Origin of the sequence: Neorhizobium sp. DAR64860/K0K1, from assembly GCF_050500205.1 — a bacterium.
GTDB lineage: Bacteria > Pseudomonadota > Alphaproteobacteria > Rhizobiales > Rhizobiaceae > Neorhizobium > Neorhizobium soli.
This window is the reverse complement of record NZ_CP191459.1, coordinates 127,209-139,739: the sequence shown is the minus strand read 5'-3', so window position 1 is coordinate 139,739 and position 12,531 is coordinate 127,209. Positions and strand designations below refer to the sequence as shown.

Here is a 12,531-nt window from a genome sequence, read left to right as displayed (position 1 = left end):
TTGACCAACGGATCCTAAGAGCGCTCTGGCTGTTTCAGAAAAACCTGAGGTTTGACACATGAACATCATCCAGCAGCTTGAGGCCGAACAGGTCGCCAAGATCGAAGCCAAGCGCTCGCTTCCAGAATTTTCCCCGGGCGACACCGTACGCGTCAACGTCCGTGTGACGGAAGGCACCCGTACCCGCGTACAGGCCTATGAAGGCGTTTGCATCGCCCGTTCCGGCGGTGGCATCAACGAAAGCTTCACCGTTCGCAAGATCTCCTACGGCGAAGGCGTCGAGCGCGTATTCCCGGTCTACTCGCCGCTCGTCGAAGGCGTCGAAATCGTTCGCCGCGGTCGCGTCCGTCGCGCCAAGCTGTACTACCTGCGCGATCGTCGCGGTAAGTCGGCTCGTATCGTCGAGAACACCGGCACGCGCGCACGCAAGCTGAACGAAGCCGAGCGCGCTGCAGTTGTCGAAGAAAAGGCACGCATCGAAGCTGAAAAGATCGCAGCAGCACAGGCTCTCGCCGCCGACAAGGCAGCAGCAGAAGCCGCTGAAGCGAAGGCAGCGGAAGAAGCAAAGGCTGCAGAAGCAGCATCTGCTGAATAAGATTTCCCTTATGGGATACGAAAAGGCGGCCGTTTGGCCGCCTTTTTTATTGCCTGCGATTGCCCTCGGGTATTGATATCGACCCCACTGCAGTTGCGTCTGCAAAGGCAAACCCAGCGATCTTCGTCTGAGGGAATGGTTGTGCTTGTCTTCCCGCAGAAATTGGTGAGATTTGGCTGAGATATTTCTCTTGAGGATCGCCCCATGCTGAAAAGACGTTTTGTCATTGCCGCCCTCGCAGTTGCAAGCCTGGCACCGGTCACTGCTTTTGCGCAAAACCTGCCGGACCTGAAGGCCCGTTCCGTGGTCGTCGTCACCGAAAATGCCTATCCGCCGCTGCAATTCGTGGATCCCAAGTCGGGAAAGGCGATCGGCTGGGAATATGACGCGATGAACGAGATCGCCAAGCGGTTGAATTTCAAGGTCGAGTACCAGAACGTCAGCTGGGACGCGATGATCCAGGCCGTGTCCGATGGCCAGTACGACATCGGCATGACCGGGATCACCATCAAGGATGAACGCAAGGCGCAGGTCGATTTCTCCGATCCCTACCTGCGCTCGGAACAGTTCATGCTGGTGCGCGGCGACGAGACCCGCTTTGCGGACGAAAAGGCCTTTGCGGCCGTGGACGGCGCGCTGATCGGCGCCCAGCCGGGCACATCGCCGTTCTACACGTCAGTCTACAGCATCCTCGACGGCAACGAGCAGAACCCGCGCATCAAGCTGTTCGAGACCTTTGGCGCAACCGTGCAGGCGTTGAAAGGCGGCGACGTCGATCTCGTGCTGACCGACAGCGTCGCGGCCAAAGGCTATGTCGACGCGTCGAACGGCGGGTTGAAGGTGATCGGCGGCCCGCTCGGAGCCGAAGATTTCGGCTTCATCTTCAAGAAGGGATCGGATCTCGCAGCGCCCGTCAACGCCGCGATCGCCGCGCTGAAAGCCGACGGCACGCTGGATGCCCTGAACAAAAAGTGGTTCCTCGACTACAAGATGGGCCAGTGACCATCAGGATGGCAGGCACCGCGGACAGGGTCGAAACCTGATGACCTTTCAGACCCTGCCGACATCGGGCGGCGATGGTGATCGTCCGTGGTGGCTCGCAGCCGTCGTCGTCATAGGCCTCGCGCTCGCAGCCGTGATCGTCGTCAACGATCTCTATGCCCAGGTTTTCGCCACCGTCTCGCGCGGCATCTGGGTGACGGTGTTCGTGACGGTCACGGCCTTCGTGCTTGCCACCGCTCTGGGGCTGGCCATCGCCCTTGCGGGCCTTTCCGATCGCCTGGCCCTCCGGCAAGCGGCGCGCTTCTATGTGGAAGTCGTGCGCGGCATCCCGATCCTGGTGCTTTTATTCTACATTGCCTTTGCCGGCGCACCGGCGATCGTCGGTTTTTACAATGTCCTGATCACGCCATTGGTCGACGGCGGCTGGCTGGAGCCGATGCAGGTCCGCGATCTGTCGCTGATGTGGCGAGCGATCATTGCGCTGACGATCGGCTATTCCGCCTTTATCGCCGAGATCTTTCGCGCCGGTTTCCAGTCCATCGATCGCGGCCAGGTCGAAGCGGCCATGGCGCTCGGGCTGACGCGGGGTCAGCGCTTTCGCCTTGTCGTGTTTCCGCAAGCGATACGGGTGATCTTCCCACCCCTCTCGAACGACTTCGTTGCCATGGTGAAGGACAGTTCTCTCGTTTCGGTTCTCGGCGTGGCCGATATCAGCCAGGCCGGCAAGATCTATGCGTCCGGCTCGTTCCGGTTTTTCGAAACCTATTCGATCGTCGCCTATATCTACCTGATCCTGACGATCGGCCTGTCGATTGCCTTGCGGCAAGTCGAAAAGAGGATGCGGGAACAGGGGATCAGAAAGGCAAGCCGTCGATAGAAGGCATCGCCCGCATTCGCCGCCGTCAGGAGGACCTGAGGACGAACCTGTCGCGGCCGGATGCCTTCGCCTCGTACAGCGCTTCGTCCACGGCCTGCAACAGGCTGAGGCGATCCGACCCTGCATGCGGCGCAAGGGCAGCACCCACGCTCAGACGTGCATTGACGATATGCCTGCCCACGGCAAACGGGCTGCGGAACCGTTTCACGAGGCGTTCCGAAAGACCGGCCAGCGCATCGGCATTGGCAAGGTTCGGAACAAAGACGGCGAACTCGTCGCCACCCATCCTGACGGCAATTTCCTGGACACCGAGGCATTCGGTAATGCGTTGCGCCGCCTGCTTCAGCACGTCATCGCCCGCGGGATGGCCGAGCGTGTCGTTGATCGTCTTGAACCCGTCCATATCCATGTAGAGAACGCCGACAGTCTGGTGCGCCGAAAACGCATCGGCCAGCATGCCGTCGACGATAGAGACCAGCGCCGCGCGATTGTAGAAACCGGTCATCGGATCGGTGATCGCGGCCAGCCGCAGCTTTTCCTCGGCAAAGCCCATCACATGATTTGCCTTCTGAAGCCGCAAAAGACCGCTCGCCACCTCGGCGAAATGCATGAGATTGGCGATCTCCCGGTCGCTGAATTCGCGCGGCTCCGTATCGAGAAGGCAGAAGGCACCAACGGGAAGACCTGGCTCCAGCGCGACCGGCGCACCAGCATAGGACCTGAAACCCGGCTCGCCCAGCACATAAGGAAGATCGCGCAGTTCCGGATGGCGGGCAAGATCGGGAACCACCACGACCTCGTTGTCGAACACGACACGGGAGCAGATCGAGATGTCGCGCGGGCATTCGCTCGTTCGAATGCCAACTTGGCAGGCCACCCGATGCCAATCGGCGTCGACGATGTTGACGGCCGCATAAGGCGTCGTGAACACATCCTTGGCAAGCTTCACCAGCGCCTCGAGCTCCGGCGTGGAGGGTCCGTCGGCGGAAATCAGGGCCCGCACAGAGAGCAGGCGTTCAGCCTCGTTGTCGGGAAGCTGGGCTGGCAAAGCCATTCTCGTCTCCTCTTTCAGGCCCGGGAGGCGCTGCAGACCGGCCCCCCATGAGGGGGTTCCTTTAGTAGCGTTCTCGCATGTACGTTTTCTGGAGGCAATTGCCGAGAATTCAAAAAACTGCTACACCCTTTGCCATGGGATCGAAATTCGGATGTCTCGCGAACCGCATGATCGTGCTGCAGGACCACAAGCGTCTGCCGTCACGCTTTTTTGCGCGCGTATCCGGCGCTCTATGCAGCCGACTTAGCTGACCGGGCAGAGATGTCCGGCGCGGCCTAAGATGCCGCCTCTATTTCCCACCCATTCTCAATCTTATTGGACCGCAGCCATGAGCGCACCTCGTACTTTGTATGACAAGATCTGGGACGACCACGTCGTCTCCCGTGATGAAAACGATACCTGTCTTCTCTATATCGACCGTCACCTGGTGCATGAGGTGACGAGCCCGCAGGCCTTCGAGGGCCTGCGCCTGGCCGGACGCAAGGTGCGCTCGCCGCAGCGCACGCTTGCCGTCGTCGACCACAACGTGCCCACCTCGCCTGACCGTCACCTCGGCATCAAGAACGAGGAGAGCCGCATCCAGGTCGAGGCGCTGGCGGAAAACGCCAGGGATTTCGGCGTCGAATACTTTTCCGAAAGCGATGTCCGCCAGGGTATCGTCCATATCGTCGGGCCGGAACAGGGGTTTACCCTGCCGGGCATGACGATCGTCTGCGGTGACAGCCATACCTCGACGCACGGCGCCTTCGGTTCGCTGGCGCACGGGATCGGCACATCGGAAGTGGAGCACGTTCTGGCCACCCAGACGCTGCTGCAGACCAAGGCGAAGAACATGCTGGTCCGCGTCGACGGCAAACTGCCGGCGGGCGTCACGGCAAAGGACGTCATCCTGTCGATCATCGGCGAGATCGGCACGGCCGGCGGCACCGGACACGTCATCGAGTTTGCCGGCGAGGCGATCCGGTCGCTCTCCATGGAAGGCCGCATGACCGTCTGCAACATGACGATCGAAGGTGGCGCCCGTGCCGGCCTGATCGCTCCTGACGAGACGACGTTCGAGTATATCAAGGGCAAGCCGCGCGCGCCGAAGGGCACGGCGTGGGATATGGCCGTCGACTACTGGAAGACACTGCATACGGACGAAGGCGCTCATTACGACAAGGTCGTGGTGCTGGACGCAGCCGCCCTGCCCCCGATCGTTTCCTGGGGCTCCTCGCCCGAGGACGTCACCACGATCGAAGGCACGGTGCCGGATCCGGACCAGATCAAGGACGAAAACAAGCGCACCTCCAAATGGCGCGCACTCGAGTATATGGGCCTGACGCCGGGCACGAAGATGACCGACATCACCATCGATCGCGTCTTTATCGGCTCCTGCACCAACGGCCGCATCGAGGATCTGCGCGCTGCGGCAAAGATGGTCGAAGGCAAGACCGTTGCGTCGACGGTGTCGGCCATGGTCGTTCCGGGCTCCGGCCTCGTCAAGGAACAGGCGGAAGCCGAAGGTCTCGACCGGATCTTCAAGGCTGCCGGTTTCGATTGGCGCGAGCCTGGCTGCTCCATGTGCCTTGCCATGAACGACGACCGCCTGAACCCTTATGAACGTTGCGCGTCGACCTCGAACCGCAATTTCGAGGGCCGTCAGGGCTCCAAGGGCCGCACCCACCTGGTCTCACCGGCCATGGCAGCAGCTGCCGCCGTCGCCGGTCGCTTCGTGGATATCCGCGACTGGAAATAGGCTGAAGCTTTTCACACCCGATAAGCTAAGCCGCTGGATGTGAAAGCATCCGGCGGCTTTTTGTTGCGATGAACAGCGCTCACAGCCGGTTCAGGAAAACACGTTTGACCTTTCGGGACGCGCCAATACGGTAGACTTTTTAAGGAGAACGGTACGGCAATGCCTGTCTGCCCGCTCCGTCTTTTGCCGCGGGCCTGAAGGATCGCCAAGCAATGAGCCCGACCGTCATCGCGCTGGCGCTCACCGCCGCCGTCATGCATGCCAGCTGGAATGCATTCCTGCGCTCGGGCGCCGACAGGCTATGGCGTCGTCATCATCGCCTACTCCATGGGACCTGCCGGCCCCATCACCGCCATCCGCGAAACGAGCGTGGTCTTCGCGATGATCATCGGCAGGCTGTTCCTCGGCGAGACACTCACACCGAAGCGCATCGTGGCAGGGCTCATCGTGGCGGCCGGTGCGATTGCCATCGGCCGGTAGCCTATCCCAGCACCCTCACAATCGTCCCCTTGCGCAGAAACGGCAGCAGCCGCTTCATGTCGCGTGGGTGAACCGCGACGCAGCCGGCGGTCGGCTGGTAGCCCGGGCGGATCAGGTGGAAGAAGATGGCCGAGCCGCCGTGGCGCTTGCGCGAGGTGATGTTCCAGTCGAGCACGAGGCAGATATCGTAGAGTTCGTCTGCCCGTTGCATCTCCTCATGGGAGGGTTTGAACGGGGCCTTCACCAGGCGGTTGTAGGCCGGGTGCTTCGGCTCGTCGCACCACAGCATGTCGTGGCCGATGCGGCGAAGCGGAAGCCGCGTGGCCGGCACGGAAAGACGGTCGCCGCGGATGAAGCCGCTGAGGATCCGCATCGCGGCAGTCGGCGTTCCTCCGTCGCCTTCGCGCTTGAAGGCGGTCGTTCCGGATCGCCCCAGCGCTGCCTGGACGGTGATCCCGCTGCATGTCACGATGGCACGCCGGCGGTCACGCGGCGCGGTACGAACTACGACGACGGGTCCGGTTTTGTGATCTTTCTCGCGAAAACGATGCATTTCACTCACAAGGTTTTGCTTTGAATATGATTTCGTTTGAATTCATAGCGGGTTGGGTTTTACATCGAAGATCCCTAGATACGTCTTACAAACGCAATAGGCGCTACGGAAGGCAAGAACTGCATGGCGAGAACGATACTGCTGGTCGATGACGACGATGATCTGCGCGAGACGCTTGTGGAGCAGCTCGGCTTCTACGACGAATTCTCGATCCTGCAGGAAGCCAATGCAACCAAGGCGGTCAATACCGCCAAGGCGACCCAGGTCGATCTTCTGATCATGGATGTCGGCTTGCCGGATATGGACGGCCGCGAGGCGGTCAAGGTCCTGCGCAAGAACGGCTTCAAGGCCCCGATCATCATGCTGACCGGCCACGACACCGATTCCGACACGATCCTCGGCCTCGAAGCCGGCGCCAACGATTATGTGACGAAGCCGTTCCGCTTTGCGGTTCTGCTTGCGCGTATCCGCGCCCAGCTTCGCCAGTACGAACAGAGCGAGGACGCCACGTTTACCGTCGGCCCCTATCTGTTCAAGCCGAGCCAGAAGCTTCTGACGACGGATGACGGCAAGAAGATTCGCCTGACCGAAAAGGAAGCGGCGATCATCCGCTATCTCTATCGCGCCGGCCTGAAAGTTGTCACCCGCGATATTCTTCTGGAAGAAGTATGGGGCTATAATTCCGGCGTTACAACGCATACACTGGAAACCCATGTCTACCGTCTGCGACAGAAGATCGAGCGCGACCCCTCGAATGCTGAGATTCTCGTGACGGAGAACGGTGGATACAAGATCGTTCCTTAACCACGAAGACAGCAAACCCGTAAAATGGCACTGACCGACGATATAAGGCTTCTGTCGCAGGTGCCGCTTTTCAGGGAACTGGATAGCGACCAGCTGCGGCTGATCGCGTTCGGTGCCGAACGGCGTTCGACATCGACAGGCCAGGAGCTGTTTCGCGAACGCTCGCCCGCCGAATCGGCCTTCATCATCTGCCGAGGCAGTTTCGACCTTTACTCGACCACTCGCGACGGCACCGTTCGTCTCGACAAGACGGTCGGGGCCGGCACGCTTTTATCCGAGCTCGCGCTGGTGACCATGGTCGAGCGCAAGTTCACGGCGATCGCGGCCGAAGATTCCGAAACGCTCAGGATCGGCCGTTCCCTGTTCGAGCGCCTGCTGGAAGAGTATCCGCAGGTCGGTCGGTTGATCGAAAACCGCATCCGCGACAACATCGTCAACCTCGCCAAAGCGGCGCTCGCCATGCAGCACCGGTTCCGCTGAGGCTTTGCTGCTAGCTGCTTCCCTAGTCGACCATCCCTCACCCTAAATGCTTGATTAACCACGAAATTGCAGCGACACCGCATGGCAATTTTTGCGTGTTAATTTGCGCGGACAAGCTTAGGGGTGGCCATGCAAGGCAAAAAAAAGCAGTATCGGTAAAGCAGCAATCATTGTCGGAGCCCTCGCCGGAATAATGGCATCGCTTATTCCCTGGGAGGAGCTTTCAGCTCCAGCTGGCGAATTCGCGTTCTGGGCAACTAAAATCTTCGCTGGTTTGGGCGGCGTTTATCTCCTGGGCTTGCTGATCTGGTCTTGGAAATCAAACCGTGAGATGAACCGTCTCATCGATCAGCGCGCGCGGTTCCAAACGCGAATGACGCCGGAAAACCAAAACTATTTCAATGCTCTAAGCGATGATCCATCGGAAAATAAGCACAGCCGCTAGACGGCACCCGCCGCTTAGAACTTGAACACTGCCGTCACCGGAACGTGGTCCGATGGCTGGGTCCAGCCGCGGGCTTCCTTCAGCACCTCGATCCGGTCAAGGAACGGGCCAAGGTCCGGCGACGACCAGATATGGTCGAGGCGGCGGCCCTTGTTGGCGGCTTCCCAGTCCTTGGCGCGGTAGCTCCACCAGGTATAGATCTTTTCCGGCTCCGGCGTGTACTGGCGCATCAGATCGAGCCAGCCGCCCTTGGAGATGATCTCCTTCATGCCCTCAGTTTCGACCGGCGTGTGACTGACGATCCTCAGAAGCTGCTTGTGCGACCACACATCGTGCTCCAGCGGTGCGATATTCAGATCACCGACGAGAATCGACGAAATGCCGGGCTTCGCATCGGCCTGCAAAACCTTCATCTCTTCGACAAAATCCAGCTTGTGACCGAATTTCGGATTGATCGTCCGGTCCGGCTCGTCGCCTCCCGCAGGCACGTAGAAATTATGCACCCGGATCCGCCGGGAACCCATCCCGAAAAGCGCCGAGATGTGCCGGGCATCGCCGACATTGCAGTAATTCTGGCGGTGATCTTCCGACAGCGGGATCCTCGAGGCGATCGCGACGCCGTGATAGCCCTTCTGGCCATGCACGATGATATGCTCGTAGCCGAGGTCTCTCAGCGGCTGGTAGGGAAACTCAGGCTCCTGGCACTTGATCTCCTGCAGGCAGAGAATGTCCGGCTGGTTGCGGGTAATGAACTGCTGCAAGATCGGCATACGCAGCCGGACCGAGTTGATGTTCCAGGTGGTGATGGAAAATGTCATGCCTGCCCTCGCTGATGGGCATCACCTCTAGGCAATTTCGGATAGCAGTAAAAGCAAAAAGGGCCGCGTTTCCGCAGCCCTCCAAAAGCGATCCGTCTCGGCGGATGGGTCTTACTTCACCTGATCGTAGGGGATGGTGAACACTCTCTCGTCCATCGCCACGCCGTTGCGGACGTTATAGACCATCACGGACGTATCCTTGTTCTGGGCGTCGGTGATCGTCCACTGGCGAAGGTCGAATGTCTTGGTGTCGAACATCATGGTGATGGTCGAATCGCCGAAGATCGACTTGTTGCCGAGCACGATCGTCGTCAGGTCGGTCTCTTCACGCACGCTGCGCACGGTCGCGGATGTCAAATCGATGCGCTCGGACAAGAGCAGGCTGAGCGGCGTCTTCGACAGCGGGTAGATATCCCAGGTCTTGAGCTTGACGTTGCCCACGACCACGTTGCGACCATCGGCAATCACGCGCAGCGGCGACGGATCCTCGAAGTTGAAGCGCAGCTTGCCGGGGCGCTCGATAAAGAACTTGCCGCCGGTCTGTTCGCCGCGCGGCCCGAACTGAACGAACTCGCCCATCATCGTCTTCACCGACGAGAAATGGTCGGCGATCCGCTGAGCCGAGGCACCGGCTGCGGCTTGCGCCAGAACGGGCTTGGCCGCTCCTGCAACCAGCAGCCCGGCAAATCCGCCGGCAAGGCCAAGCGAGAACTGGCGACGGCCGAGCAGTCCGGTCATGCTCTTGGAAAGAGTAGTCTTTTCTTCTGTCATTCTGGTCTCCTTCCGTGTTTCTGTTGTGGAAACACGGCGTCTTGATGGCCGCTTGCGCCGGATCACGAACCCCTGAAGACCGCTTTACCGGCCTTACCGATCCAGTACATCCGCTTCGGTCGGCACGAGGATCTCGCGCTTTCCGGCGTGGTTGGCCGGGCCGATCAGGCCCTCCTGCTCCATCCGCTCGATCAGCGATGCCGCACGGTTGTAGCCGATGCCGAGACGGCGCTGGATGTAGGATGTGGAGGCCTTGCCGTCTTTGAGCACCACCGCCACCGCCTGGTCGTAAGGATCGTCCGAGTCCGAGAGGTTGGAAGTGCCGGCAGGTCCTGCGCCCTCGCCATCCTCGTCGTCATCAGCCGTGATAGCTTCGAGATATTGGGGCGACCCTTGAGTTTTCAAGTAGGCGACGATCTCTTCGACCTCGGTATCGGAGACGAAAGGCCCGTGGACACGCTGAATTCTACCGCCGCCCGCCATATAGAGCATATCGCCCTGGCCCAGCAGCTGTTCGGCACCCTGCTCGCCGAGAATGGTGCGGCTGTCGATCTTCGACGTCACCTGGAAGGAGATACGGGTCGGGAAGTTGGCCTTGATCGTGCCGGTGATGACATCGACCGAGGGGCGCTGCGTCGCCATGATCACATGGATGCCGGCCGCACGCGCCATCTGCGCCAGACGCTGGACGGCGCCTTCGATATCCTTGCCGGCCACCATCATCAGGTCGGCCATTTCGTCGATGATGACGACGATATAGGGGATCGGCTGCAGGTCGAACTCTTCCGTCTCGTAAACCGCCTCGCCGGTCTGGCGATCGAAACCGGTCTGGACGGTACGGGTCAGAACCTCGCCGCGCTCCATCGCCTGCTCGACGCGCGAATTGAACCCGTCGATATTGCGCACGCCGATCTTCGACATCTTCTTGTAGCGCTCTTCCATCTCGCGGACGGTCCATTTGAGCGCGACAACGGCCTTCTTCGGATCGGTGACGACCGGAGACAGGAGATGTGGGATCCCGTCATAGACGGAAAGCTCAAGCATCTTGGGGTCGATCATGATCAGGCGGCACTTCTCCGGCGTGTAGCGATAGAGAAGCGACAGGATCATCGTGTTGATCGCGACCGACTTACCCGAACCGGTTGTACCGGCCACGAGAAGATGCGGCATCTTCGCCAGATCGGCGACAACAGGCTCGCCACCGATCGTCTTGCCGAGTGCCATGGCAAGCTTTGCCTTGCTGGTTTCGAAATCCTTCGAGCCGATCATTTCGCGCAGGTAGACCGTTTCGCGAATGCGGTTCGGCAGCTCGATCCCGATCGCGTTGCGGCCGGGAACGACCGCGACACGGGCAGCGATCGCGCTCATCGAGCGGGCGATATCGTCGGCGAGACCGATGACGCGGGAAGACTTGATGCCCGGCGCCGGCTCCAGTTCGTAAAGTGTCACGACCGGACCGGGACGGACGTGGATGATCTCGCCCTTGACGCCGAAATCTTCCAGCACGCCTTCCAGCATGCGGGCGTTCTGCTCCAGCGCTTCGGCAGAGAGCGACGCATCGCGGGCGATCGCCTTCGGTTCGGCCAGCAGATGCACGGATGGCAGCTGGAACCCTTCCGGCGAGATGAACGAACCCTGCGCATCGCGACCGACACGGGCGCTGGGCTTGGGAGGCGGTGCCGCCGGGACGACGCGCGGAGAGCCGTTGCCAGCAGATTTCGGCCCGCGCGCGGCCGCGAAATCCTCATCGTGGTCGGCGAGGATCCCGGCCGGGCGCCGTGGATTGTCTCCCGTATCGAGCGACGAATCATCGTCGTCATCCGCGTCATTGGAGGACATCGGCGGTGCCGATACGATCCGGCGTGGCGACAGGACCCGCTCCGGTGCGCCATCGAGCGACGGCTCCATCCGGCTTCTGCCACCGGCAGAGGCCTGCTTGGCACGAACCGGCTCGTTCAGTGTGCCGAATTCGTCGTCGTTGAAATCATAGGGCTGGTCGAAACCGACACGGGCGCGGGGCTTTGCCCCAGTCAGCCGCCGCAGGCGCGCCTGAGCGATATACCAGTAGTGTGCCAGTGCGCCGAACGCCAGGAAGCCTCCGAAGAGGCCGTTGTCGTCGCCGTCATCGTCCTCATCCTGACGGTTGCGCGCGGAGACGGCAGCCACGGGCGCATCGTCGTCATCGCTTTCCGTCTCGACGGCCTCGCCGACAAAGCCTGACGCAAACAGCATCAGCCAGATGCAGGGAATGGTGAAGATGCAGCCAAGCACGGTTGCAACCATGCCGGTGGGATAGGCGCCGACGAAGAGAGCCGGGAAGCGCAGGATCATGTCGCCAATGACGCCGCCGATGCCGTTCGGGATCGGCCAGGTCGCCGGCGCCGGAAAGCAGCCGAGCGTCGCCGAGGCGAGAAGCGTACCGCCGCCCCATGCTGCAAGCCGCGCCGGAATGCGATCGTAACGACGCCCGGAAATCAGAGCGAGCGCCAGGGCAAGGATTGGAAGCAGCGCAAAGATGCTCGCAAGTCCGAGGAACTGCATCATCAGGTCGGCGAAGGCTGCGCCCGAAAAGCCGAGGATATTGGCAGGCGGGTTGTCGGTGGCGTAGGAGAAACTCGGATCTGCGACATTCCACGTGGCAAGGGCTGCCACCGCCAGCGCCAGCAGCGTGAAAATGCCAAAGCCTGTCAGCGCGAGCGCCTGTCGCCAGACAAAGGCCGTGAGTACCAGGCGGGTGGATCGATTTGCCATAGCCGCCGAACTGCTTCTGCCCATCTTGTCTGCCCGCCGTCCTGAAAAACCGCCTGTTTCATGAACCGGCAGGTTTCGGCCGGTCACGCAATTCCAGGCAGAATACCCCCGCGATGGTTAACGCGACTTTAACCAAGATTGATCGGCTGGAATTCGCTTGGCA

The 12,531-nt window shown here is 60.8% G+C and carries 12 protein-coding genes and 1 pseudogene; 8 read left to right on the top strand and 5 right to left on the bottom strand.

Annotated features, from left to right (window positions below):
- Positions 1-58: 58 nt before the first annotated feature.
- The 3 genes from rplS (at position 59) to ACQY1J_RS05250 (ending at position 2,474) form a co-directional block, all read left to right on the top strand.
- The gene (gene rplS / locus ACQY1J_RS05260; RefSeq protein ID WP_062462300.1) at positions 59-595 is read left to right on the top strand and encodes a 50S ribosomal protein L19; all 537 of its coding nucleotides are present in this window, start codon (positions 59-61) and stop codon (positions 593-595) included.
- Positions 596-799: 204 nt separating this feature from the next.
- The gene (locus tag ACQY1J_RS05255) at positions 800-1,597 is read left to right on the top strand and encodes a transporter substrate-binding domain-containing protein (protein ID WP_430250869.1); all 798 of its coding nucleotides are present in this window, start codon (positions 800-802) and stop codon (positions 1,595-1,597) included.
- Positions 1,598-1,637: 40 nt separating this feature from the next.
- Entirely contained in the window at positions 1,638-2,474 is an 837-nt protein-coding gene (locus tag ACQY1J_RS05250; RefSeq protein WP_113111702.1) for an amino acid ABC transporter permease, read from the top strand.
- A 25-nt stretch (positions 2,475-2,499) separates the two neighbouring features.
- On the opposite strand, the gene ACQY1J_RS05245 is transcribed toward ACQY1J_RS05250, so the two are convergent.
- Complete coding sequence (locus ACQY1J_RS05245; protein ID WP_209902368.1) at positions 2,500-3,528, bottom strand: sensor domain-containing diguanylate cyclase; 1,029 nt, start codon at positions 3,526-3,528, stop codon at positions 2,500-2,502.
- A gap of 328 nt (positions 3,529-3,856) precedes the next feature.
- Here ACQY1J_RS05245 and leuC point away from each other — a divergent pair, with 328 nt between their 5' ends.
- Both leuC and ACQY1J_RS05235 read left to right on the top strand, forming a co-directional pair.
- Complete coding sequence (leuC, locus tag ACQY1J_RS05240; protein WP_062462289.1) at positions 3,857-5,266, top strand: 3-isopropylmalate dehydratase large subunit; 1,410 nt, start codon at positions 3,857-3,859, stop codon at positions 5,264-5,266.
- Positions 5,267-5,566: 300 nt separating this feature from the next.
- Positions 5,567-5,746 (top strand): annotated as a pseudogene (locus tag ACQY1J_RS05235) (EamA family transporter); the annotation flags it as partial.
- Position 5,747: 1 nt separating this feature from the next.
- On the opposite strand, the gene ACQY1J_RS05230 reads toward ACQY1J_RS05235, so the two are convergent.
- On the bottom strand, positions 5,748-6,299 hold the full coding sequence (locus ACQY1J_RS05230; protein ID WP_430251863.1) for a L,D-transpeptidase family protein: 552 nt from the start codon (positions 6,297-6,299) through the stop codon (positions 5,748-5,750).
- A 123-nt stretch (positions 6,300-6,422) separates the two neighbouring features.
- On the opposite strand from ACQY1J_RS05230, the gene ACQY1J_RS05225 reads away from it, so the two are divergent.
- The 3 genes from ACQY1J_RS05225 to ACQY1J_RS05215 all read left to right on the top strand — a co-directional run bounded on the left by ACQY1J_RS05225 (position 6,423) and on the right by ACQY1J_RS05215 (position 8,028).
- On the top strand, positions 6,423-7,103 hold the full coding sequence (locus ACQY1J_RS05225) for a response regulator transcription factor (protein ID WP_062462280.1): 681 nt from the start codon (positions 6,423-6,425) through the stop codon (positions 7,101-7,103).
- A 24-nt stretch (positions 7,104-7,127) separates the two neighbouring features.
- Positions 7,128-7,583, top strand: a complete 456-nt coding sequence (locus tag ACQY1J_RS05220; protein WP_430250868.1) for a cyclic nucleotide-binding domain-containing protein — start codon at positions 7,128-7,130, stop codon at positions 7,581-7,583.
- 193 nt (positions 7,584-7,776) lie between these two features.
- Positions 7,777-8,028, top strand: a complete 252-nt coding sequence (locus ACQY1J_RS05215; protein ID WP_430250867.1) for a hypothetical protein — start codon at positions 7,777-7,779, stop codon at positions 8,026-8,028.
- Between the two features lie 14 nt (positions 8,029-8,042).
- Here ACQY1J_RS05215 and ACQY1J_RS05210 read toward each other — a convergent pair whose 3' ends face one another.
- The 3 genes from ACQY1J_RS05210 to ACQY1J_RS05200 all read right to left on the bottom strand — a co-directional run bounded on the left by ACQY1J_RS05210 (position 8,043) and on the right by ACQY1J_RS05200 (position 12,392).
- Positions 8,043-8,846 carry an exodeoxyribonuclease III gene (locus ACQY1J_RS05210; RefSeq protein WP_430250866.1) on the bottom strand — a complete coding sequence of 268 codons (804 nt, stop codon included), beginning with the start codon at positions 8,844-8,846 and terminating at the stop codon, positions 8,043-8,045.
- A 111-nt stretch (positions 8,847-8,957) separates the two neighbouring features.
- A complete protein-coding gene (locus tag ACQY1J_RS05205) occupies positions 8,958-9,617 on the bottom strand; it encodes an outer membrane lipoprotein carrier protein LolA (RefSeq protein ID WP_430250865.1) in 660 nt (219 codons plus the stop codon).
- A gap of 93 nt (positions 9,618-9,710) precedes the next feature.
- Complete coding sequence (locus ACQY1J_RS05200; protein WP_430250864.1) at positions 9,711-12,392, bottom strand: DNA translocase FtsK 4TM domain-containing protein; 2,682 nt, start codon at positions 12,390-12,392, stop codon at positions 9,711-9,713.
- Positions 12,393-12,531 lie beyond the last annotated feature (139 nt).

What these genes read in the sequence shown, in the direction of transcription:
- leuC (WP_062462289.1), top strand. Translation starts at nt 3,857, where the DNA reads ATGAGCGCACCTCGTACTTTGTATGACAAGATCTGGGACGACCACGTC.
- ACQY1J_RS05205 (WP_430250865.1), bottom strand. Translation starts at nt 9,617, where the DNA reads ATGACAGAAGAAAAGACTACTCTTTCCAAGAGCATGACCGGACTGCTC.
- rplS (WP_062462300.1), top strand. Translation starts at nt 59, where the DNA reads ATGAACATCATCCAGCAGCTTGAGGCCGAACAGGTCGCCAAGATCGAA.
- ACQY1J_RS05230 (WP_430251863.1), bottom strand. Translation starts at nt 6,299, where the DNA reads ATGCATCGTTTTCGCGAGAAAGATCACAAAACCGGACCCGTCGTCGTA.
- ACQY1J_RS05200 (WP_430250864.1), bottom strand. Translation starts at nt 12,392, where the DNA reads ATGGGCAGAAGCAGTTCGGCGGCTATGGCAAATCGATCCACCCGCCTG.
- ACQY1J_RS05210 (WP_430250866.1), bottom strand. Translation starts at nt 8,846, where the DNA reads ATGACATTTTCCATCACCACCTGGAACATCAACTCGGTCCGGCTGCGT.
- ACQY1J_RS05220 (WP_430250868.1), top strand. Translation starts at nt 7,128, where the DNA reads ATGGCACTGACCGACGATATAAGGCTTCTGTCGCAGGTGCCGCTTTTC.
- ACQY1J_RS05255 (WP_430250869.1), top strand. Translation starts at nt 800, where the DNA reads ATGCTGAAAAGACGTTTTGTCATTGCCGCCCTCGCAGTTGCAAGCCTG.
- ACQY1J_RS05245 (WP_209902368.1), bottom strand. Translation starts at nt 3,528, where the DNA reads ATGGCTTTGCCAGCCCAGCTTCCCGACAACGAGGCTGAACGCCTGCTC.
- ACQY1J_RS05215 (WP_430250867.1), top strand. Translation starts at nt 7,777, where the DNA reads ATGGCATCGCTTATTCCCTGGGAGGAGCTTTCAGCTCCAGCTGGCGAA.
- ACQY1J_RS05225 (WP_062462280.1), top strand. Translation starts at nt 6,423, where the DNA reads ATGGCGAGAACGATACTGCTGGTCGATGACGACGATGATCTGCGCGAG.
- ACQY1J_RS05250 (WP_113111702.1), top strand. Translation starts at nt 1,638, where the DNA reads ATGACCTTTCAGACCCTGCCGACATCGGGCGGCGATGGTGATCGTCCG.